This window comes from Aeribacillus pallidus, assembly GCF_050478865.1.
Classification (GTDB): Bacteria; Bacillota; Bacilli; order Bacillales; family JACDOC01; genus JACDOC01.
On sequence record NZ_JBCNBW010000053.1, the window covers coordinates 1 to 23,342 of the forward strand.

The 23,342-nt window shown below is 39.7% G+C and carries 24 protein-coding genes; all 24 read left to right on the forward strand.

Going from position 1 to position 23,342, the window contains the following annotated elements; translation table 11 throughout:
• Positions 1-367: 367 nt before the first annotated feature.
• The 24 genes from ABES52_RS11785 to rnhB all read left to right on the forward strand — a co-directional run bounded on the left by ABES52_RS11785 (position 368) and on the right by rnhB (position 23,331).
• Positions 368-730: an Asp23/Gls24 family envelope stress response protein gene (locus tag ABES52_RS11785; RefSeq protein ID WP_429651352.1), complete on the forward strand. Its 363-nt coding sequence runs from the start codon at positions 368-370 to the stop codon at positions 728-730.
• Between the two features lie 18 nt (positions 731-748).
• The gene (locus ABES52_RS11790; RefSeq protein WP_429651353.1) at positions 749-2,416 is read left to right on the forward strand and encodes a DAK2 domain-containing protein; all 1,668 of its coding nucleotides are present in this window, start codon (positions 749-751) and stop codon (positions 2,414-2,416) included.
• Positions 2,417-2,490: 74 nt separating this feature from the next.
• The gene (gene sdaAB / locus ABES52_RS11795; protein WP_429651354.1) at positions 2,491-3,153 is read left to right on the forward strand and encodes an L-serine ammonia-lyase, iron-sulfur-dependent subunit beta; all 663 of its coding nucleotides are present in this window, start codon (positions 2,491-2,493) and stop codon (positions 3,151-3,153) included.
• A gap of 58 nt (positions 3,154-3,211) precedes the next feature.
• Complete coding sequence (sdaAA, locus tag ABES52_RS11800; protein ID WP_429651355.1) at positions 3,212-4,105, forward strand: L-serine ammonia-lyase, iron-sulfur-dependent, subunit alpha; 894 nt, start codon at positions 3,212-3,214, stop codon at positions 4,103-4,105.
• A complete protein-coding gene (gene recG, locus ABES52_RS11805) occupies positions 4,095-6,143 on the forward strand; it encodes an ATP-dependent DNA helicase RecG (RefSeq protein ID WP_429651356.1) in 2,049 nt (682 codons plus the stop codon). Before sdaAA ends, recG begins: the two co-directional genes overlap by 11 nt.
• Before the next feature lie 103 nt (positions 6,144-6,246).
• Positions 6,247-6,831 (forward strand): transcription factor FapR, encoded by a 585-nt coding sequence (fapR, locus tag ABES52_RS11810; protein ID WP_429651357.1) that lies wholly within the window; start codon positions 6,247-6,249, stop codon positions 6,829-6,831.
• Complete coding sequence (plsX, locus tag ABES52_RS11815; protein WP_429651358.1) at positions 6,828-7,829, forward strand: phosphate acyltransferase PlsX; 1,002 nt, start codon at positions 6,828-6,830, stop codon at positions 7,827-7,829. The genes fapR and plsX overlap by 4 nt, the downstream gene beginning before the upstream one ends.
• The gene (gene fabD, locus ABES52_RS11820) at positions 7,830-8,774 is read left to right on the forward strand and encodes an ACP S-malonyltransferase (RefSeq protein WP_429651359.1); all 945 of its coding nucleotides are present in this window, start codon (positions 7,830-7,832) and stop codon (positions 8,772-8,774) included.
• Positions 8,774-9,517, forward strand: a complete 744-nt coding sequence (gene fabG, locus ABES52_RS11825) for a 3-oxoacyl-[acyl-carrier-protein] reductase (RefSeq protein WP_429651360.1) — start codon at positions 8,774-8,776, stop codon at positions 9,515-9,517. The genes fabD and fabG overlap by 1 nt, the downstream gene beginning before the upstream one ends.
• Positions 9,518-9,597: 80 nt before the next feature.
• Positions 9,598-9,831 carry an acyl carrier protein gene (gene acpP / locus ABES52_RS11830; protein ID WP_429651361.1) on the forward strand — a complete coding sequence of 78 codons (234 nt, stop codon included), beginning with the start codon at positions 9,598-9,600 and terminating at the stop codon, positions 9,829-9,831.
• A gap of 185 nt (positions 9,832-10,016) precedes the next feature.
• On the forward strand, positions 10,017-10,763 hold the full coding sequence (gene rnc / locus ABES52_RS11835; RefSeq protein ID WP_429651362.1) for a ribonuclease III: 747 nt from the start codon (positions 10,017-10,019) through the stop codon (positions 10,761-10,763).
• A gap of 87 nt (positions 10,764-10,850) precedes the next feature.
• Complete coding sequence (gene smc / locus ABES52_RS11840) at positions 10,851-14,417, forward strand: chromosome segregation protein SMC (RefSeq protein WP_429651363.1); 3,567 nt, start codon at positions 10,851-10,853, stop codon at positions 14,415-14,417.
• A gap of 13 nt (positions 14,418-14,430) precedes the next feature.
• Positions 14,431-15,417 carry a signal recognition particle-docking protein FtsY gene (gene ftsY / locus ABES52_RS11845; protein ID WP_429651364.1) on the forward strand — a complete coding sequence of 329 codons (987 nt, stop codon included), beginning with the start codon at positions 14,431-14,433 and terminating at the stop codon, positions 15,415-15,417.
• A gap of 853 nt (positions 15,418-16,270) precedes the next feature.
• The gene (locus ABES52_RS11850) at positions 16,271-16,603 is read left to right on the forward strand and encodes a putative DNA-binding protein (RefSeq protein ID WP_429651365.1); all 333 of its coding nucleotides are present in this window, start codon (positions 16,271-16,273) and stop codon (positions 16,601-16,603) included.
• An 11-nt stretch (positions 16,604-16,614) separates the two neighbouring features.
• Positions 16,615-17,958, forward strand: coding sequence for a signal recognition particle protein (gene ffh, locus ABES52_RS11855; protein WP_429651366.1), 1,344 nt, complete (start codon positions 16,615-16,617; stop codon positions 17,956-17,958).
• 107 nt (positions 17,959-18,065) lie between these two features.
• The gene (gene rpsP, locus ABES52_RS11860; RefSeq protein ID WP_429651367.1) at positions 18,066-18,338 is read left to right on the forward strand and encodes a 30S ribosomal protein S16; all 273 of its coding nucleotides are present in this window, start codon (positions 18,066-18,068) and stop codon (positions 18,336-18,338) included.
• 8 nt (positions 18,339-18,346) lie between these two features.
• Positions 18,347-18,580 (forward strand): KH domain-containing protein, encoded by a 234-nt coding sequence (locus tag ABES52_RS11865; protein ID WP_429651368.1) that lies wholly within the window; start codon positions 18,347-18,349, stop codon positions 18,578-18,580.
• 103 nt (positions 18,581-18,683) lie between these two features.
• A complete protein-coding gene (locus tag ABES52_RS11870) occupies positions 18,684-19,067 on the forward strand; it encodes a YlqD family protein (RefSeq protein WP_429651369.1) in 384 nt (127 codons plus the stop codon).
• A gap of 12 nt (positions 19,068-19,079) precedes the next feature.
• On the forward strand, positions 19,080-19,598 hold the full coding sequence (rimM, locus tag ABES52_RS11875; RefSeq protein WP_429651370.1) for a ribosome maturation factor RimM: 519 nt from the start codon (positions 19,080-19,082) through the stop codon (positions 19,596-19,598).
• Entirely contained in the window at positions 19,598-20,332 is a 735-nt protein-coding gene (trmD, locus tag ABES52_RS11880) for a tRNA (guanosine(37)-N1)-methyltransferase TrmD (protein ID WP_429651386.1), read from the forward strand. Before rimM ends, trmD begins: the two co-directional genes overlap by 1 nt.
• 135 nt (positions 20,333-20,467) lie before the next feature.
• Positions 20,468-20,812, forward strand: a complete 345-nt coding sequence (gene rplS, locus ABES52_RS11885; RefSeq protein ID WP_429651371.1) for a 50S ribosomal protein L19 — start codon at positions 20,468-20,470, stop codon at positions 20,810-20,812.
• A 211-nt stretch (positions 20,813-21,023) separates the two neighbouring features.
• Positions 21,024-21,575, forward strand: coding sequence for a signal peptidase I (gene lepB / locus ABES52_RS11890; protein ID WP_429651372.1), 552 nt, complete (start codon positions 21,024-21,026; stop codon positions 21,573-21,575).
• Positions 21,576-21,594: 19 nt separating this feature from the next.
• Positions 21,595-22,461 (forward strand): ribosome biogenesis GTPase YlqF, encoded by an 867-nt coding sequence (ylqF, locus tag ABES52_RS11895; protein ID WP_429651373.1) that lies wholly within the window; start codon positions 21,595-21,597, stop codon positions 22,459-22,461.
• Between the two features lie 96 nt (positions 22,462-22,557).
• Positions 22,558-23,331 carry a ribonuclease HII gene (gene rnhB / locus ABES52_RS11900; RefSeq protein WP_429651374.1) on the forward strand — a complete coding sequence of 258 codons (774 nt, stop codon included), beginning with the start codon at positions 22,558-22,560 and terminating at the stop codon, positions 23,329-23,331.
• Positions 23,332-23,342: the final 11 nt, after the last annotated feature.

The window sequence follows — 23,342 nt, forward strand, 5'->3', positions numbered from 1 at the left end:
TTTTACGAGGATATGTTATATGTCATTGTTGATTTTTAGCAAGTTATTCACATGAAGCGAAAGGCGGCGACTCCAGCGGGAACAAGAAGCCGCAAGACCCATACTTGAGCGTAGCGAGGGAAGCGGCTTGCGGCTTGCCCGCGGAAAGCGTCCGCCTGTAGCGAAATGTATAAATATCAACAGTATCATTTAACAGAGGAATTATGAAGGTGATGTTTTTGTCAATTAATCATCAGTTGGACATAACATTTCATCATGGTTGATCACTTAGCTTGAGTCCGGTTGTTTACTGTTTTTCTTTCAAATTGAAAGTATATATAGTAAAATGGCAATAGCCATAGCTAGTTTTTAAAAGGGGGAACGACGAATGTCCATTGAATTAAAAACAAAATACGGTCATATCGATATTACGGATGAAGTAATTGCTACTATTGCAGGAGGCGCAGCGGTCGATTGCTACGGCATTGTCGGTATGGCTTCAAAAAACCAAATCAAAGATGGCTTGACGGAAATCTTGAGAAAAGAAAATTTTACTCGTGGTGTAGTTGTACGCCATGAAAACGATGAAGTACATATTGATATGTATATCATCGTTAGTTACGGAACGAAAATTTCTGAGGTTGCACATAATGTGCAGACAAAGGTAAAATACACGCTGGATAAAACCGTCGGATTAGCGGTGGATTCTATTAATATATATGTGCAAGGAGTTCGAGTAACGAACCCGTAGTGTAAGGAGGAAACATAAGTGTCGATAACGTCGTTGGATGGAAAGCGTTTTGCGGAGATGGTCATTCAAGGAGCAAACCATTTATCACAAAACGCAAAAATGGTGGATGCGTTAAACGTATTCCCTGTACCGGATGGGGATACTGGTACAAATATGAATTTGTCAATGACATCCGGTGCAAAAGAAGTAAAAATGAATGTTCAAGATCATATTGGAAAGGTAGCTGCATCTCTTTCGAAAGGTTTACTAATGGGTGCTCGCGGGAATTCTGGGGTGATATTATCCCAGCTTTTTCGTGGGTTTTCTAAAGCCATCGAGCAAAAGGCTTCAATTAATAGTCGTGAGCTAGCAAAAGCGTTCGATGCGGGAGTCAAAACGGCTTACAAAGCAGTAATGAAACCTGTTGAAGGGACAATTTTAACAGTTGCTAAAGATGCAGCCAATAAAGCGTTACAAATCAGTGAAACGGAAACTGATATTGTAAAGCTCATGGAGGAAGTTGTCAAAGAAGCAAAGGCTTCATTACAACGCACTCCGGAATTATTACCCGTTTTAAAAGAAGTAGGGGTAGTGGATAGTGGAGGACAAGGCCTCGTGCTTGTATACGAAGGCTTTTTATCTGTATTGAAGGGCGAAGAGCTACCTCAATTTCCTTTAGATACCCCATCGATGGAAGAGCTCGTGAAAGCTGAACACCATAAAAGTGTTCAATCGTTTATGAATACGGAAGATATTACTTTCGGATATTGTACCGAATTTATGGTGAAATTTGAAAGTGAAAAGCTCAAACAACATCCGTTTTCTGAAGAAGATTTCCGTCAACAATTAAGTGAAATTGGAGATTCGTTGTTAGTTATTTCGGACGAGGAAATTGTTAAAGTCCATGTTCATACAGAACAGCCAGGTGAAGCGTTAACATACGGGCAGCGTTACGGAAGCCTAATAAACATTAAAATTGAAAACATGCGTGAGCAACATTCTTCTATTGTTGCAAACGAACAACCATATTCGACTAAATCGAAAGGAAAAGCAAAGTATGGAATTGTGACCGTTTCTATGGGGGAAGGAATCCGTAACCTATTTAAAAGCATCGGTGCAACCGCCGTTATTGAAGGTGGACAGACGATGAATCCGAGCACGGAAGATATTTTAAAAGCGATTAATGATGTTCACGCTGAAAAAGTGATTATTTTACCGAACAATAAAAACATTATTCTAGCTGCCCAACAAGCTGCAGAAGTCGCAGAGCAAAAAGTCGTCGTCGTTCCATCAAAGACAGTTCCTCAAGGTATGGCAGCTTTATTAGTGTTTAATCCAAATGCAAGCCTAGAAGAGAACGAAACTGCAATGAATGAAGCGCTTTCCTATGTGAAAACGGGTCAAGTGACTTTTGCTGTGCGTGATACGGTCATAGATGGCGTGAATATTAATAAAGATGACCATATGGGTATTTTAGATGGAAAAATTATTACTTCCAATCGTGATCGCCTTGAAACAGCGAAACAGCTTTTAGCTGAAATGATCGATGAGGAGAATGAAATTGTAACGATTCTTTATGGACAAGATGCTCCACAAGAAGAAGTTGATGAAATTGTAGAGTATGTAGAGGAACAATTTGATCACGTCGAAGTGGAAGTTCATGAAGGTAAACAACCGTTGTATTCCTATATTTTTTCAGTTGAATAAAAACAAGAAATAGAAGGGGACTCCCCTTCTATTTCCATATAAAAACTGATTTATCGGGGAAGGGAGATCTCACAATGAAGTATAAAAGCGTCTTTGATATTATTGGTCCTATCATGATAGGTCCTTCTAGTTCACATACAGCAGGAGCCGCTCGAATTGGACGTGTTGCGAGAAGTTTGTTTGGACGACAACCGCAATGGGCGGAAATTTCTTTTTACGGTTCGTTTGCAAAAACGTATAAGGGGCATGGCACTGATGTAGCGATTGTCGGTGGATTACTCGACTTTGATACGTATGACGATCGAATTATTCGTTCATTAGAAATTGCTAAAGATCTAGGAATGAAAATTCGATTTTATGAAGAGGATGCGATTACGGACCATCCGAATACAGCCCGTATCAAAATTGGAGACGATCAAGGCGAATTAGAATTAGTTGGTATATCCATCGGTGGAGGAAAAATTGAAATAACCGAACTTAATGGCTTCCAGCTGAAACTTTCAGGCCATCATCCAGCAATTTTAGTTGTTCATAATGACCGCTATGGCGCTATCGCCTCGGTATCCAATGTGTTAGCAAAATACGAAATTAACATTGGTCATATGGAAGTATCCCGGAAAGAAAAAGGAAAGCTTGCATTGATGACGATTGAGGTTGACCAAACGATTGAGGAATCGATATTAGATGAAATTCGCTCACAACCAAACATTTTACAAGTAACAAAAATCGTTGAATAAAGTCATCGTGCAATGTGCTGTCTCTTAAGATATGCCGATGGAAAAAGGAGGAAGAGGTATGCTATTTCGTAATGTAGCAGAACTAGTGGAACTTGCAGAAAGTCAAAAGAAACCAATTTCCGAAATTATGATTGAACAAGAAATGATGGTTTCCGGGAAGACGCGTGAAGAAATATTTGCGGCGATGGAATTAAATTTAGACGTCATGGAAAAAGCGGTGGAACGAGGTCTTCAAGGTGTTACTTCTCACTCAGGACTCACTGGTGGCGATGCAGTACTCATTCAACAATATATTCAGAAGGGCCAATTTTTATCAGGGGAAACCATTCTTGATGCGGTTAGTAAAGCGGTTGCAACTAATGAAGTGAATGCCGCGATGGGAACGATTTGTGCAACTCCGACAGCCGGCTCCGCTGGAGTCGTTCCAGGGACGCTTTTTGCGTTAAAAAATAAATTGCAGCCGACGCGTGAACAAATGGTGCGCTTTTTGTTTACAGCCGGTGCTTTCGGATTTGTTGTGGCGAATAACGCCTCGATTTCTGGTGCAGCAGGGGGCTGTCAAGCGGAAGTTGGTTCAGCTGCGGGAATGGCGGCAGCAGCGATTGTAGAAATGGCTGGGGGGACACCATCCCAATGCGCGGAAGCGATGGCTATTACGTTAAAAAATATGCTTGGACTCGTTTGTGATCCTGTTGCCGGTCTGGTCGAAGTACCTTGTGTTAAGCGAAACGCAATGGGAGCTGCCAATGCCATGGTGGCCGCTGATATGGCTTTAGCAGGTGTAACAAGCCGTATCCCGTGTGATGAAGTGATTGATGCCATGTTTAAAATTGGACAGACGATGCCATCTGCACTTCGCGAAACCGCACAAGGAGGGTTAGCGGCTACTCCAACAGGTCGTGAGCTTGAAGCGAAGATCTTTGGAATACCGCTAACAAAAAGTGACAAATAAACTTCATGAACCGGTAACCATTTTAAAAGGGGTAGGCGAAGAAACGGCAGATGGCTTAGCGCAAATGGGGATTTATACGATTCAGCACTTAATTGAATATTTCCCGTATCGATATGACGATAACCGATTAAAAGATTTAGCAACATGTCAGCACGAAGAACGCGTTACGGTCGAGGGAAAAGTTCATAGCGAACCAGTCGTTACGTATTACGGTCGAAAAAAATCCCGTCTTACTGTACGCTTATTAGTTGGTCGCTATTTAATTCAAGTTGTTTTCTTTAATCAACCTTACTTAAAAAAGAATTTATCTTTAAATGCCATCATCACGGTTACCGGAAAGTGGGATAAATATCGCCAAACCATTACCGCGAGCGAATATCGCCTTGGCCCATTTCAGCAACAATCCGAATTTGAGCCTGTATATTCCATAAAAGGGTCCATTACGACCAAATCATTGCGAAAATTTATCTCACAAGCACTTCAGCGATTTCATAACGAAATCGTAGATCCGTTGCCAGAGTCTTTGCGTCATCAATATAAATTATTGCCTCGCCATGAGGCGATTCGGGCCATCCATTTTCCAAACGACGAACGTGAGATGAAACAAGCGCGACGCCGGTTTGTATATGAAGAATTTTTATTATTCCAGTTAAAAATGCAAGGCCTCAGAAAATTCGAGCGGGAAAACTCGACAGGTGTTCAACACCACATAAACCATGAGCAAGTATCATCGTTTATTCAATCACTGCCCTTTCCATTAACGAACGCTCAAAAGAGAGTCGTAAAAGAAATCTTAACCGATATGCAATCTCCTTATCGGATGAATCGCCTCCTTCAGGGGGATGTTGGATCAGGAAAAACAGTCGTGGCGGCGATTGCCTTGTTAGCATCGGTTTCTAGTGGGTTTCAAGGTGCTTTGATGGTACCGACGGAAATTTTAGCGGAACAACATGCGGAATCTTTGTACAACTTATTAGCTCCAGTCGGAATTAAAACGGCTTTGTTAACGAGCTCGGTAAAAGGAAAGGTCCGGAAAGAAATTTTACAACGGTTAGTTTCTGGGGAAATTGATGTCGTCGTTGGTACGCATGCTTTAATTCAAGAAGATGTTCAATTTCGTCAGTTAGGTCTTGTCATAACCGATGAGCAACATCGGTTTGGAGTTGAGCAACGTCGGGTATTGCGGGAGAAGGGAGAAAATCCTGATGTGTTATTTATGACCGCGACACCAATCCCGAGAACCTTGGCGATTACTGCGTTTGGAGAAATGGATGTGTCCATTATTGATGAGATGCCAGCTGGCAGGAAGCCAATTGAGACGTATTGGGCCAAACACGATATGTTAGAGCGTGTGTTACGTTTTATGGAAAAAGAATTAGCAAAAGGAAGACAAGCATATGTTATTTGTCCTCTAATCGAAGAATCGGACAAATTAGATGTACAAAACGCCATTGACGTACACGCTCAATTAACTCACTTCTTTCAAGGGCGATATAAAATCGGCTTAATGCATGGTCGTCTCACCAATGAAGAAAAAGAAGAAGTGATGAAACAATTTAGTCAAAATAAAGTGCAAGTATTAGTTTCAACGACTGTTGTGGAAGTTGGCGTCAATGTTCCGAATGCTACCTTCATGCTCATCTATGATGCAGAACGGTTCGGTTTAGCTCAACTCCATCAGCTAAGAGGACGCGTTGGGCGCGGTGACCATCAATCGTACTGTATTTTGTTAGCTGACCCGAAAACCGATGTAGGGAAGGAACGAATGAAAATTATGACCGAAACGAACGACGGTTTCGTACTTAGTGAGCGAGATCTAGAACTTCGTGGACCAGGTGATTTTTTTGGGAAAAAACAAAGTGGTGTGCCAGAATTTAAAATTGCCGATATGGTTCATGACTACCGTGCTTTAGAAGTTGCTCGTCAAGATGCGCAACGATTAATCGAGTCCACCTCTTTTTGGGAAGATGATGAATATCGTCTGTTAAGAGAATATTTACTCTCAACTGGAGTTTTATCAGGGGAAAAATTAGATTAATCTTTGGAAACAGATTGCTAGATTTATCTTGCAATCTGTTTTTTTAAATTATATACTACTGTTAGTACTAGGTACTAATAGCACGGAAGGTGTCTTGATTCGTATGCGATTATCTAAAAAAGAACGTCAAAAGCAGTTACTCAAAACGATAAAAGAAAATCCTTTTGTTACAGATGAAGAATTAGCTGAACAATTTAAAGTAAGTGTACAAACCATTCGGTTAGATCGTTTGGAATTATCCATACCGGAACTACGCGAGCGAATTAAACATGTAGCTGAGAAAAGATTTGCTGATGAAGTTCGCTCGTTACCAATAGACGAAGTAATTGGTGAAATGATTGACGTTCAGCTCGATCACAGTGCCATTTCGATTTTTGATGTAAAAAAAGAACATGTATTTAAACGGAATCAAATTGCCCGTGGACATCATTTGTTTGCCCAGGCGAATTCACTAGCTGTGGCTGTTATCGATGATGAATTAGCATTAACGGCAAAGGCAACTATTCATTTTACACGCCCGGTAAAAGAAGGGGAACGAGTAGTTGCGAAAGCGAAAGTTCTCGATGTACAAAACAAAAAAGATCGAACCATTGTTGAAGTAAATAGTTATGTAGGTAAAGAACTCGTTTTTAAAGGGGAATTTGAAATGTTCCGATCAAAAATAGCAGAAAAGGATGAAACACAATGAGAATTGCTATAGATGCAATGGGTGGCGATCATGCACCAAAAGAAATCGTCTTAGGTGCGATGAAAGCTTTACATACATTTGATGATTTATCCATTACACTTATCGGAAATGAACAACAAATTAAGCAATTTTCACAACCACATGAGCGACTTTCCATCATTCATACCGATGAAGTCATTTTAGGAACAGATGAACCAGTCCGTGCCGTTCGTCGCAAAAAGCAATCATCAATGGTGTTAATGGCCAAAGAAGTAGCAGAAGGTCGGGCTGACGCTTGCGTCTCCGCAGGAAATACAGGAGCTTTAATGGCAGCGGGATTGTTTGTCGTTGGTCGAATTGAAGGAATTGAACGTCCAGCTTTAGCTCCGACGCTTCCAACTATGGATGGTAGAGGGGTTCTCATGTTAGACTTAGGTGCCAATGTTGATGCAAAGCCCGAGCACTTAGTTCAATATGCGATTATGGGAGCTGTGTATACAGAAAAAGTGAGAGGTATTAAGCGCCCACGAGTTGGTCTATTAAACATCGGAACCGAAGAAAAGAAAGGGAATGAATTAGTAAAACAAACATATCAGCTGCTCCAACAAACAGAGTTAAATTTTGTTGGTAATGTGGAATCTCGAGACTTACTAAACGGTGTATCCGATGTTGTGGTAACAGATGGTTTTACTGGGAATATGGTTCTTAAAGCGATTGAAGGTACCGCCCTTTCCGTCTTTTCTATGTTGAAAGAAACGTTAACAAGCAGCTTAAAAAACAAGTTGGCAGCGAGCGTATTAAAGGGTGACCTTGTTAAGCTTCGCGACAAAATGGATTATACCGAATATGGTGGCGCTGGCTTATTTGGTTTAAAAGCCCCAGTTGTGAAAGCTCATGGCTCTTCAAATGCGAATGCATTATTTAATGCCGTTCGCCAAGCTCGAGAAATGGTGAAACAAAACGTTTCACAGACCATCATGGAAGAGGTTAGAGGGCAAGAAATGAAGGAGGGTTCATAAATGGGTAAAATCGCCTTTATCTTCCCAGGCCAAGGTTCACAATCCGTCGGGATGGGAAAAGCGGCAGCAGAAGCAAATGAACGAGCAAAAGCGATTATTGAACAAGCGGATGCTCGTTTAGTTTTTCCGTTATCGGATATCATGTATAATGGGCCTCAAGAAAAGCTCACATTAACGACAAATGCCCAGCCAGCGTTATTAACCGCAAGCATTGCCATTTTACAGCTATTAATTGAAGCAGGCATTCAACCGGATTATACAGCAGGACATAGCTTAGGTGAGTATAGTGCGCTTGTAGCCGCAGGTGCAATGTCTTTTGAAGATGCGGTGTACGCTGTACGTAAGCGTGGAGAATTTATGGAAGAAGCTGTCCCTAATGGAGAAGGAACGATGGCAGCCGTATTAGGAATGGATCGTGACCTGTTACTAGACGTATGTGAGACCGTTTCTTCTGAAGGTCATCCTGTTCAATTAGCCAACTTAAACTGCCCAGGACAAATTGTTATTTCTGGTTCCAAACTAGGAGTAGAATTGGCTTCTGAGCGTGCAAAAGAAAAAGGAGCCAAACGGGTAATTCCGCTTCAAGTTAGTGGCCCATTCCATTCTGCTTTAATGAAACCAGCTGCTGAAAAATTTCGAAAGGTACTAGATGAAATTACAATTAAAGATGCATCTATTCCGGTCGTAGCAAACGTAACGGCGAACGAATTGATTAAGGCAACCGAAATTAAAAACAAACTAATTGAACAGCTTTATTCACCTGTTTTATGGGAAGATAGCGTTCGATATATGATTAACCAAGGTGTCGACACTTTTATTGAAGTAGGTGCAGGAAAAGTACTTACTGGACTTGTGAAAAAAATTGATCGCAGCGTGTCCGTCTTTAATGTATTTGACCCAGAAAGCTGTCAGCAAGTCATTGACGCCTTAAAGGAGGTTCAATAATGGTATTAGAAGGTAAAATCGCACTTGTAACTGGTGCTTCCCGAGGCATTGGTCGAGAAATTGCATTGGAATTTGCTCGTCAAGGAGCAAACGTGGTCGTTAACTATGCAGGAAGTGAACAAAAAGCGTTAGAAGTTGTGGAAGAAATTAAACAACTTGGACGCGAGGCGTTCGCTTTTCAATGTAACGTAGCAGATGCGGAACAAGTTCAACAAATGGTCAAAGAAACGATTGAGCGTTTTGGACGACTGGATATTTTAGTAAACAACGCAGGGATTACAAGAGATAATTTACTAATGCGAATGAAAGAAGAAGATTGGGACGATGTTCTCAACATTAACTTAAAAGGTGTTTTCTTATGTACAAAAGCTGTTACTCGTCAAATGATGAAACAACGTAGTGGACGGATTATTAACATTTCTTCTATTGTTGGGGTAAGCGGCAATGCTGGACAAGCGAATTACGTGGCTGCGAAAGCGGGTGTCATTGGACTTACAAAAACATCTGCTAAAGAGTTAGCTCCACGGGGGATTACAGTGAACGCGATTGCCCCTGGATTTATTACAACAGATATGACCAATCAATTATCTGAAGAAGTATCCCAAGAAATGTTAAAACAAATTCCGCTTGGTCGCTTTGGAGAACCGTCAGATATTGCTAAAGTGGCTGTGTTCTTAGCATCTGATGCAGCAAATTATATGACTGGGCAAACGCTGCATGTAGATGGCGGAATGGTCATGTAAAATCGTGAAGAATTCCATTGACAACTATTTTTCTATCCGTTCATAATACATTATGACTACTTGAGGGGAGGTGAAAGAGGATGGCAGACGTTTTAGAGCGTGTAACGAAAATTATCGTTGACCGTTTAGGTGTTGATGAGTCTCAAGTTACACTTGAAGCTTCTTTCAAAGAAGATCTTGGAGCAGACTCACTTGATGTTGTTGAACTTGTTATGGAACTTGAAGATGAATTTGATATGGAAATTTCTGACGATGAAGCTGAAAAAATCGTAACAGTTGGCGATGCTGTTAACTACATAAAAAGCAATATGTAATCGTTAGAAATCGATAGCTCCGTTGTAAAACGGAGCTTTCTTCTGTATATAGTAAAAGTTTCATTCGTGAAGGGGTTTTTCTTCATCGCCCCAACAGTTTTTAACTGTTATTAAAGTATTTTTTGCGTTAACAGTCATTTTCGATTAAACTTGATATGGAATTTATTTAGCAAGGTGGAGGACCTATGCACAAATATCATAGAGAAAAAAAGAGTATACATACCATTCATGATGAAAAGTTTAAAACGTTTCAAGAAATGATTGGGATTCATTTTACAAATGAGAAATTATTAAAACAAGCTTTTACTCATTCATCGTATGTGAATGAGCATCGCAAAAAACCATACGAAGACAACGAACGATTAGAATTTTTAGGAGATGCTGTTTTAGAACTGACAATTTCTCAATATTTATACGAGAAATATCCGACCATGAGTGAAGGGGAGTTAACAAAACTCCGTGCAGCCATTGTCTGTGAGCCATCTCTCGTTTCATTTGCGAATGAATGGAAATTTGGAGATTATGTGTTATTAGGGAAAGGTGAAGAATTGACTGGTGGTCGAACTCGTCCTGCGTTACTTGCTGACGTGTTCGAAGCATTTATCGGAGCCCTTTATTTAGACAAAGGGTTACATGAAGTGATTTCCTTTTTAGAAAAAGTTGTCTTCCCAAAAATTTCTGCCGGTGCTTTTTCTCATGTGATGGATTATAAAAGCCAACTGCAAGAGTTTGTTCAACGGGATGCAGCTGGTACAATTGAATACAAAATTTTACAAGAAAAAGGACCAGCGCACAATCGGGAATTTGTCGCTTCCGTTTCTTTAAATGGAACCGTCTTAGGACAAGGAAAAGGACGGTCGAAAAAAGAAGCGGAGCAACATGCCGCGCAAGAAGCATTGGAAAAATTAAAAGCCCAGCAAGAAGAACAGTAGTTAGGGGGCTTCTTGCAAGCCGTTAGTTGGTAATTGTTCGTGCTAACGGCTTTTTTTGAACTATTGAAATAGACAGGAGGATATCAAGTGTTCCTCAAACGTTTAGATGTGGTAGGATTTAAATCATTTGCCGATCGAGTTTCTGTTGAATTTGTTCCGGGTGTAACAGCGGTTGTGGGACCGAACGGAAGTGGGAAAAGTAACATTACAGACGCCATTCGATGGGTGCTCGGAGAACAATCGGCCAAGTCACTTCGTGGGTCGAAAATGGAAGATATCATCTTTGCCGGAAGCGATACACGAAAACCACTCAATTTTGCCGAAGTTTCACTCACACTAGAAAACGAAGATCAATTTTTACCAATCGATTATAACGAAGTTTGTATCACCCGACGTGTCTACCGTTCGGGTGAAAGCGAGTTTTACATTAACCAACAACCATGCCGATTAAAAGATATTATTGATTTATTCATGGATTCTGGTCTTGGGAAGGAATCGTTTTCCATTATCGGACAAGGCCGGGTGGAAGAGATTTTAAATAGTAAAGCAGAAGACCGCCGCTCTATTTTTGAAGAAGCGGCTGGTGTGTTGAAATACAAAACAAGAAAAAAGAAAGCAGAGCTAAAATTAAAAGAAACAGAAGAGAATTTACATCGCGTTAACGACATTTTGTATGAGTTGGAATCCCAAGTGGAGCCCCTCCAAATCCAAGCTTCCATAGCAAAAGATTATTTAGCTAAAAAAGAAGAGTTGGAGCAAATCGAGGTGGCTTTAACCGTTCATGAAATTGAAGAGCTTCATCATCAGTGGGAAACTCTTTCAAAACAATTGGAACTTCATCAAGAGCAAGAAATGGAGCTTTCTTCTTCATTAAACGCGAAAGAAGCACTACTAGAACAATTACGCGATCAAATAACGGCGTTAGATGAGTCCATTAGTGACTTACAAAATGTATTGTTAATTACAAGTGAAGAACTTGAGAAAATTGAAGGACGAAAAGAAGTTTTAAAAGAACGGAAAAAAAACGCGGCCCAAAACAAAATTCAACTTCAGAAAAACATCGAAGAGGCAACAGAAAAAATAAGTGCGCTCGAACAACAAAAAGCACAATTAGAGAAGGAATACAACGAGTATAAGAAAACGACCGAACAATTAAAAGAGGAATTAAAAGAAAAGCAGCTCTTAATAAAGAGCTTTTCGGAAAATTTAGAAGAGCTGATGGAATCACTTAAAGGAGATTACATAGAATGGCTTAACAAACAAGCAACTGCTAAAAATGAAATACAATATTTAACCCAACAACTCGAACAAATTGAGAGAAAACAAAAACAGCTGCTTGGAGAGAACGAGAAGTTTCTTGAACAACGAAAAGATATGGAAGATAAAAAAGTTCGCTTAGAAAGTGCGTTAACTGAAGTGAATGAACAATTGAATACCACTTTGCGGACGTATCGAGAAACACAAATCGCGATTGAGCGTATGAAAAATCAGCTCCAAAAGAAAGAATCCGCTCTTTATGAAGCGTATCAACTATTACAAAAAGCGACCTCAAGAAAGGAAATGCTCGAAGAAATGGAAGCCGAATATAGCGGCTTTTTCCAAGGAGTAAAAGCGGTTTTAAAAGCAAGAGACCAACAGTTACAAGGAATTCATGGGGCGATTGCTGAACTCGTTCAAGTACCTAAGAACTATGAAGTTGCCATTGAAACCGCGTTAGGTGGAGCGATGCAACATATTGTCGTTGAGACGGAACATCATGCCCGAATGGCTATTCAATATTTAAAGCAGCATCAATCCGGACGGGCGACCTTTTTGCCGCTAGAGGTCATAAAAGGAAAAAGTATTCCTTCATCCTATAAGGAAGCCATCCAATCTCATCCGTCCTTTATAGGTGTAGCAGCTGATGTTATTCATTTTGAACCACAGTATCAAGATGTGATCGATCATTTATTAGGAAATGTCATCATTGCTTCGGATTTAAAAGGAGCTAACGATATAGCGAAGCAAATGCAATATCGATATCGCATCGTTACTCTGGATGGGGATATCGTTAACCCAGGAGGCTCCATGAGTGGGGGGGCCATCAAACAAAAAACGACTTCCCTACTTAGCCGAAAAGGGGAGTTGGAGCAACTTATTCAAAAAATACCAGAAATGGACCGCCAAATTAGTAACGTAGAAAAGCAAGTGAAAACATTAAAAACACAAATTGTTGACGAGGAAAAGCGTTTAGAAGAATTGCGCCGTGAAGGTGAACAGTTACGCTTACAAGAACAAGCACTCAAAGCAGAATACCGTGAAGTTGAATTAGCCGAAGCAAATGTCAATGAGCGACTATCGCTATATGACCGGGAACAAATGAATTATGTGAATGAGCAAACATCCATTCAACAACGAATGGACGAGCTGAAACAAGTCATCTGTCAAACGGAGGATGAATTAGCTCGAATTAATCATGAACTGTCTCAGCTGAATGAACGAAAGCAAACCGAACAGACGTCAAAAGAGACGTTAACGAACGAAATAAGTGATTTAAAAGCGACCCTAGCTGCAAAAAACGAGAATTATATGAACTGTAAAATGTCTTTAGAACGTGTGGAAAACGAATTGAAGGAAATGCAGCAAAAACGACAACATTATGAAGAAGATTTAATGCTTCTTGAACAAGAAATGACCGATAGCCACTCAGGTGAACAACAATTAGAAGAAGCTGCACTGAAAAAAATGCATGATAAAAAGGAAACGTCTCGTCTGATTTCATTGCGTCGCAAAGAACGTTTGTCGATGCAACAACAGTTGGAAGACGTTGAGCTTGAAGTAAAAGAACTAAAGCGTCAGTATAAAGGCATTAGTGAAACGATGAAAGATGAAGAGGTAAAACTCAATCGCTTGGATGTGGAATTAGATAATCGTCTTGCGCATCTTCGTGAAGAATATATGCTGTCGTTTGAAGCAGCTAAGCAAGATTACCCTCTAACTGTTTCCGTCGAAGAAGCTCGTAAAAAAGTGAAACTTATAAAAATGTCCATAGAAGAGTTAGGAACAGTTAACCTCGGAGCAATTGATGAATATGAACGGGTATCTGAGCGATATCAATTTTTAATGGAACAAAAAAATGATTTAGAGCATGCAAAGCAGACCTTATTCCAAGTCATTCAAGAAATGGATACCGAAATGAAAAAGCGATTTGAACAAACATTCACTGCTATTCGTGACCAATTTGAGGACGTATTTCGGGCGCTTTTTTGGGGAGGACGTGCCGAATTAAAATTAACAGACCCAAGTGATTTACTTCATACCGGAGTGGAAATTGTAGCTCAACCCCCAGGGAAAAAGCTACAAAATTTAGCATTACTATCTGGTGGGGAACGGGCATTAACCGCCATTGCTCTTTTATTTTCGATATTAAAAGTTCGTCCTGTACCGTTTTGTGTGCTTGATGAAGTAGAAGCGGCTCTGGACGAAGCAAACGTCTACCGGTTTAGTAAATTTTTAAAACAGTTTAGTAAAGAAACGCAATTTATTGTGATTACCCATCGAAAAGGAACGATGGAGGAAGCGGACGTATTATATGGGGTGACGATGCAAGAATCCGGCGTGTCCAAAATGGTATCGGTCCGTTTGGAAGAAACCAATGATTTAGTGAAATCGTGAAAGGGTGTTGGAAATGAGCTTTTTTAAACGGTTGAAGGAAAAAATTACCCAATCTACTGACACGGTAACGGAAAAATTTAAAGAAGGATTAACGAAAACGCGAGATAACTTTGCCAATAAAGTTAATGATCTCGTTGCTCGATATCGAAAAGTTGATGAGGAATTTTTCGAAGAATTAGAAGAAATTTTGATTCAAGCGGACGTCGGATTTAATACAGTGATGGAACTTGTTGATGAATTAAAAATGGAAGCGAAACGTCGCAATATTCAAGATACGTCCGAACTTCAGTCCGTCATTTCGGAAAAACTTATTGAAATTTATGAAGGTGGTGAAGAAGGATCACAAGAAATAAATATGCAAGATGGGTTAACCGTCATTTTATTTGTCGGTGTTAACGGAGTTGGTAAAACAACAACCATCGGAAAACTAGCACACAAATTTAAATCCGAAGGCAAGAAAGTGCTGTTGGCCGCAGGAGATACATTCCGTGCGGGAGCCATTGAGCAGTTAGAAGTGTGGGGAGAACGAGTTGGTGTTGATGTCATTAAACAAGGGGAAGGTTCTGACCCGGCTGCGGTCATGTTCGATGCAATTCAAGCGGCCCGAGCACGTAACGTGGATGTTCTTCTTTGCGATACAGCAGGGCGCTTACAAAATAAAGTGAACTTGATGAAAGAGTTAGAGAAAGTGAAGCGGGTTATTGAACGCGAAATTCCTGGTGCGCCTCATGAAGTACTTCTTGTGCTCGATGCCACTACAGGGCAAAATGCGCTTATTCAAGCGAAGCAATTTAAAGAGGTAACGAATGTAACGGGTATCGTCTTAACGAAACTTGATGGAACTGCAAAAGGTGGAATTGTATTAGCCATTCGTAACGAATTAAACATTCCGGTAAAGTTTGTTGGTCTTGGTGAAAAAATGGACGACCTACAACCATTTGATGCAGAAAAATACGTATACGGATTGTTCAGTGAGGTTATCGAGAAAAGTGAAGCATAATTGTCAAGCTGGTCTTTTTAAGGCCAGCTTTTTTTATCGAGTAGTAATTACTCTTCAGTAAAAATAGAAGTTCCAACATTATATACACAGCTAGTGGTCAAGTAATTATATAAAAATAAACGCCCTTTTACTTCTTGCGATTATACCTCTTTCCATTGTTGGGTATTTATTTGATGTTTTTAACGAATCTTTGTTTTTCTTATTTGAATGGCTTTTTACGCTACTAATTTTAGTTTCAATTATTTTTTCAATCATAAGCATTGTTAAAATAAAGAGTAATTTAAAATGGATTCCTATCTCTATTCTAGCCTTTCTTGTTAAGTTTGTTCTTAGGACCTTTTACCGAGTACCGTATATTCTCTTTATTTTATATTGTTACATTCCTTGCTGTTGTGGTTTTTATTATAGCCTTTAGAAAAGTTAACAAATTCAAATTCATCTCGATAATCTTTTTAATCTTCTCTATAACGTTGTTAAATAAATTATGGGGAACAGATTTGAGTTAAGTTTTAGATGACTTTATTGTTATGTAGTTTATGCAAAGAAAATACAAGACAATAAATTTTAGGCTATGTTATATGTCAATGTTGATTTTTAGCAAGTGATTCACATGAAGCGAAAGGCCGCGACTTCAAGCGGAAACAAGAAGCCGCAAGACCCTTACTTGAGCGAGGGAAGCGGGTTGCGTATTGTTATAATTAAATGTGTTTTGAGTATTTCTAACAGAAAAATTAAAGTAACATGATTGTCCATAAACACTTCTTCAAATGTAAAGATTTTTTCTTGACAATAGGGTTAAAAATGTGTATTCTTTCATATGTAAAGTCTTTTCACTTAACAGGGAGGGATAACGATGCTGGAGAAAACAACGAGAATGAATTACTTATATGATTTTTATCAATCGTTGTTGACTCCGAAGCAACGTAGTTATATGTCCCTCTACTATTTAGACGACTATTCTTTAGGTGAAATTGCTGAAGAATATGAAGTGAGTCGTCAAGCTGTGTATGATAACATTAAGCGAACGGAAGCCATGCTGGAAGAATACGAAAAGAAATTATTGTTATTTCAAAAATTTCAAGAGCGCTCCAAACTTTTGCATCAAATGAAAATCGAGCTTGAGCAAGAGGAAGTTTCAAAAACGAACTTGCTTGCACTCATTGAAGCGCTCGAGAAGTTAGATTAGGAGGCGGCAATATGGCGTTTGAAGGGTTAGCCGACCGACTGCAAAGTACGATTCAAAAGATCCGCGGCAAAGGGAAAGTAACAGAAGCGGATGTCAAAGAAATGATGCGAGAAGTACGTTTAGCTCTATTAGAAGCGGACGTCAACTTCAAAGTTGTAAAGCAGTTTGTAAAAAAGGTGAGCGAACGCGCTGTCGGGCAAGAAGTCATGAAAAGCCTAACCCCTGGACAGCAAGTTATTAAAGTCGTTAAAGAAGAGCTCACCGAATTAATGGGTGGGGAACAAAGCCAAATTGCGGTAAGCAAAAGACCGCCAACCGTTATCATGATGGTTGGTTTACAAGGTGCAGGTAAAACGACAACAACAGGTAAGCTGGCCAACTTGTTGCGAAAAAAATATAATCGTAAACCGCTCCTTGTAGCGGCTGATATTTACCGTCCAGCAGCGATTAAACAGTTAGAAACGCTAGGGAAGCAACTGAACATGCCTGTTTTTTCTCTAGGGGACAAAGTAAGTCCGGTAGAAATTGCAAAGAAGGCAATCGAAAAAGCGAAAGAAGACCATCATGACTACGTGATCATCGATACAGCTGGACGACTGCACGTGGATGAAGAGCTCATGAATGAGCTTAAAGACATTAAAGAGCTAACACAGCCGGATGAAATTTTCCTAGTTGTCGATGCGATGACAGGACAAGATGCTGTCAACGTAGCCCAAAGCTTTAACGACCAGTTAGGCTTAACAGGAGTTATTTTAACGAAGCTTGATGGCGATACTCGAGGAGGAGCCGCGTTATCCATTCGATCCGTCACTCAAACTCCGATTAAATTTGTCGGTATAGGTGAAAAGATGGATGCATTAGAGCCGTTTCATCCAGAGCGGATGGCGTCTCGGATCCTCGGAATGGGCGATGTGTTAACGCTCATTGAAAAAGCTCAAGCAACCGTTGATCAAGAAAAGGCGAAAGAGCTTGAGCAAAAAATGCGAACAATGAGCTTTACGCTGGATGACTTTTTAGAACAGCTAGGACAAGTAAGGCAAATGGGTCCTTTAGATGAACTGATTAAAATGCTTCCAGGAGCTAATCGAATTAAAGGCTTAAATAATTTACAGATTGACGAAAAGCAAATCAGTCATGTCGAAGCAATCATTAGGTCCATGACGAAAGAAGAAAAGTTACATCCTGAAATTATTAACGCAAGCCGAAGAAAACGAATTGCGAAAGGAAGCGGGACATCGGTTCAAGAAGTCAACCGACTTCTGAAGCAATTCGAAGAAATGAAGAAAATGATGAAACAAATGTCTAATATGCAACAAAAAGGGAAGAAAAAAGGGATGAAATTCCCGTTTTTCTAATACATTCAATGAAATTTTTATGATGTTAAGAAAAAAACCTTTACAAACAAATTTACTATTTGTTATTATACTATCTTGTGTGAAACTATTCGGAGGTGCTTATAAAAATGGCAGTAAAAATTCGTTTAAAACGTATGGGAGCTAAAAAATCTCCTTTCTATCGTATTGTAGTAGCAGATTCTCGTTCTCCACGTGACGGTCGTTTCATTGAAACGATTGGTACGTACAACCCAGTTGCTCAGCCAGCTGAGGTTAAAATTGATGAAGAACTTGCACTTAAATGGTTACAAAACGGTGCAAAACCTTCTGACACAGTTCGAAACCTATTCTCTAAACAAGGTATTTTAGAGAAATTCCACAATCTTAAATACAGCAAATAATTTTGCGTATGATTGAATTAATTGAAACGATTGTTAAGCCCCTTGTTTCTTTTCCTGATGAGGTACGGGTAGAAGTCATTGAGGACGATGCAACTATTACGTATCGCCTCTCTGTTCACCCGGAAGATGTTGGAAAGGTTATTGGGAAACAAGGGTTGGTAGCCAAAGCGATTCGAACTGTGGTCTACACAGCAGCAGGATCGAAACAACAAAAGAAAGTACGCTTTGAAATCGTGGAATAGGGAGGGACATCCTCCCTTTTTCCATATGTACCTTAGTAATAAGATGTGAAAAGGTACCTCACATTGCCTTTTGACCTCTTATTTCTATTATTGAGGTGGTTTGATGAAAATCATTCAACCAGTCACAGTAAAGCGGGTATTGACTGAAAGTGCAAAAGAAGAACTACTACAAATGTTTCAAGCCCGAAAATCGAGATGGGAAAAAGAAATAAATCAATTGAAGTTTGAAATGAAAAAACTTGAAAAAGGGAAAAAAATTGCATCCCCAGTGTTAAAAGCCAATTTTAGTAATGAAATTCAAATGCGTAAAGAAAAAATAAAGATGGTAGATTTCCAAATCGAACAATTGAACATATTACCTATAGGAAGCGAAATAAAAGATGGAGAAGTCCAAGCGCTCATCGATATCCAAATTGGGGATCGGTGGGACGAGGTGGTTCCAAAAGAAATCGTCATTAAAGATGGAATTGTTGAGGACATTCGATAGAGGTGAAGAATCATGGCAAAATGGTTTAATGTTGGAAAAATCGTGAACACCCATGGAATTCGTGGCGAAGTTCGCGTAATTTCACGTACCGATTTTCCAGAGGAACGTTATAAAAAAGGAAATACGTTGTACATATTTATGCCGAATCAATCGGAACCAATACCGGTGATTATAAAGAGTCATCGGACTCATAAATCGTTTGACCTCTTAACGTTTGAAGGCTATAACAATATTAACGAAGTGGAAAAATTCAAAGGGAGCTTATTAAAAATTTCCGAAGAACAATTAGGTGAACTGGAAGAAGGAGAGTTTTATTTTCACGAAATTATCGGTTGTGATGTGATTACTACTGATGGTGAAGTCATCGGCCAAGTAGCGGAAATTTTAACACCAGGTGCCAACGATGTGTGGGTCGTAAAAGGACCTAACCGAAAAGAGTTTTATATCCCATATATTGATGACGTCGTAAAAGAAGTCAACATTGACGAGAAAAAAATTACGATTGAACCGATGGAAGGGTTACTATCATGATGAAAATTGACATATTAACATTATTTCCGGACATGTTTCGTGGTGTCTTCGGTCAATCCATTTTAAAAAAAGCGGAGGAAAAGAAAGCTGTAACGTATAACCTCGTCAATTTTCGTGATTATGCAGACAATAAGCATCAAACGGTTGATGATTATCCATACGGTGGAGGCGCTGGAATGGTCTTAAAGCCTCAGCCGATTTTTGATGCTGTTGAAGATTTGAAGAGTAAAAGTACGACGAATCCGCGAATTATTTTAATGTGTCCGCAAGGGGAACGTTATACCCAAAAAAAGGCGGAAGAATTAGCGAAGGAAGACCATCTCATTTTAATTTGTGGACATTATGAAGGATTCGACGAACGAATCCGTGAGCACCTAGTTACAGATGAAATATCCATTGGGGATTACGTGTTAACAGGTGGGGAACTAGGAGCAATGGTCGTTGTAGATAGTGTCGTCCGATTGCTTCCAGGTGTGTTAGGCAATGAAACGTCCCACATAAAAGATTCGTTTTCAACCGGACTATTGGAACATCCACACTATACGCGTCCGGCTGATTTTCGAGGGATGAAAGTACCTGACGTATTATTGTCCGGAAATCACCGATTAATTGAAGAATGGCGAGAAAAAGAGGCGCTAAAACGGACATGGGAGCGCCGTCCGGATTTGTTACATGAATATCCATTAACCGAAAAGCAAAAACAATGGATTCAACAGTGGGAAAATGAAAAATAAGCCTTGCTTTCACTATTAGACTATGTTATGATAACTGTTGTGACTTGAGCTAAGCATAGCTTGGTCCGTGAAAACGATGTTCCGCTGCAACGAATTTGAGTTTGTAAGAGCATCTGTTGGAAGGAGTTGAGTACGATGCACAAATTAATTCAAGAGGTAACAAAAGAACAACTTCGCACTGATTTACCTTCATTCCGTCCTGGTGACACTGTTCGCGTACACGTAAAAGTTATCGAAGGTTCTCGCGAGCGTATCCAGGTATTTGAAGGTGTCGTAATTAAACGCCGCGGTGGCGGAATTAGCGAAACTTTCACAGTTCGCAAAGTTTCTTATGGTGTTGGTGTTGAGCGTACATTCCCGCTACATACACCAAAAATTGCGAAGATCGAAGTTGTGCGTCGCGGTAAAGTTCGCCGTGCAAAACTTTACTACTTACGTAAATTGCGCGGTAAAGCTGCTCGTATTAAAGAAATTTTATAATGATCAACGTCATCTTCTCAAAAAGGAGCTTGAACTATCAAGCTCCTTTTCCGCTATTTACATATTCTCGGCATTTGCCGAGTTTTCTTTTAGGACGATTGAAAAAATTTTAGTTGAGAACACAGAAAAAGTGTTTTGCCTTCCGATTTTTATGTAAAATAAATAACATGTATAGAAAAAATAAATGGAAAAAACGGTAGGTGTAAGGAAAATGTCCAAACAAAAAAATGAATGGTGGGAATGGACGAAAGCGCTCCTTATTGCGGTTGGGCTTGCTTTTGTCATTCGTTATTTTTTATTTACTCCCATTATTGTGGATGGGTTATCGATGATGCCAACACTACAAAATGGGGACAGAATGCTTGTGAATAAAATAGGCTACAAATTGGGAGAACCAGAACGATTTGATATTGTTGTGTTCCACGCACCCGAAAATAAAGACTATATCAAAAGAGTTATTGGCTTACCTGGAGATCGTATTGAATACAAAAACGATACGTTATACATAAATGGAAAAGCGTACGAAGAACCTTATTTAAAGGAATATAAAGAGCAACTACAAGGCGGTTTATTAACGGAAGATTTTACGTTAAAAGATATTATCGGTCAAGAAACGGTACCTGAAGGACACGTATTTGTAATGGGTGACAACCGTCGCTTTAGTAAAGATAGCCGACATATCGGACCAGTACGTATAGAAGAAATCATCGGCGAAGCTAGTATCGTTTATTGGCCAATTAGCGAAATTCGGGTTGTAAATTAAGCTAGGAGGGAATTACATCATGACGATCCAATGGTTTCCAGGCCATATGGCGAAAGCACGTCGAGAAGTAACAGAAAAGCTAAAACTTGTTGATATTATTTTCGAACTTGTTGATGCACGGTTACCACTTTCATCACGAAATCCGATGATCGACCAAATTATTCAACAAAAACCGCGATTAATGATTTTAAATAAAGCAGATATGGCCGATCCTTCCCGTACAAGTGAATGGATTAACTACTTTAATGAACGCGGCATACGTGCGGTGGCGGTAAATTCCCAAGCTGGCGAGGGAATGAAACAAATTGTAACGGCAGCCAAAGAAATATTACAAGAAAAATTTGATCGAATGAAAGCAAAAGGAATTAAGCCACGTGCCATACGAACCATGATCATCGGTATCCCAAACGTAGGAAAATCGACGCTCATTAATCGCTTGGCGAAAAAAAACATCGCGAAGACTGGCAATACGCCTGGTGTGACAAAAGCGCAACAATGGATTAAAGTAGGAAAAGAATTAGAACTTTTAGATACTCCGGGAATTTTATGGCCGAAGTTTGAAGACGAACAAATTGGGTACAAATTAGCATTAACAGGTGCGATTAAAGATTCGATTCTTAATTTGCAAGATATCGCTGTCTTTGCCCTAAGGTTTTTAAACACTTATTATCCTGAGCGGTTAAAGGAACGATACGGGTTAGAAACGATCGGCGAACCAATTGTGGAAGCATTTGATGAAATTGGGCGAAAACGCGGATGTTTAATGAGTGGCGGAGAAATCGATTATGATAAAACGTCAGAAATTATCATTAGAGATGTACGGATGGAACGTCTTGGCCGCTTAACGTTTGATATACTTGAAGAATACAATGAAGAGGAATCATAAACGAAATCGGGTACGTACCCGGTTTCGTTTTCTTACGTTCGGCCTATACATATTTGATTGGTCATTCCGATAAAAACAGTAAATGAGGAGATACATATGACGAAAACATTAACGATCAAAGATGTGGAACAATTATTGCTTCAAATTGATCATGAAGATGACCCAAGATTCATTTCACTTCAAAACGATGAACGTAAAGGGGTTCAACGACTCATCGACAAATGGAAGAAAGAACGGGCAAAACAAGAGGCAGAAAAGCAACGACTGGAGGAAATGACACAGTTTGAACGACAATTACGTCAAGAAGGTTTTACGTTAATTGCTGGTGTTGATGAAGTAGGAAGAGGACCGTTAGCAGGACCTGTTGTAGCTGCAGCTGTCATATTACCTCCAAGTAGTTTTTTACCTGGACTGAATGATTCCAAAAAACTATCGGAAAAAAAGAGAAACGAATTGTTTGAAATGATCAAACAGCAAGCAATATCTATTGGAATTGGTGTCATTTCTGCTGAAGAAATTGACCAAATTAACATTTACCAGGCGGCTAAAAAAGCGATGATTCATGCTGTTCAACAATTATCACCGTTTCCTGAATTTTTATTGATTGATGCCATGGAGGTTGATGCACCAATTCCACAGCAATCGCTAATAAAAGGCGATGAAAAAAGCCTTTCGATTGCCGCTGCATCCGTTGTGGCAAAAGTTACCCGTGACCGCATAATGAGAGAATGGGGGAAACAATACCCGGCGTACGGTTTTGAAAAGAACATGGGGTACGGGACGAAAGAACACCTCGAGGCTCTTAAACAACTTGGCCCATGTCCAATTCATCGAAAAACGTTTTCTCCAGTGAAGGATTATATTCGCTAATTTAGGAGGAA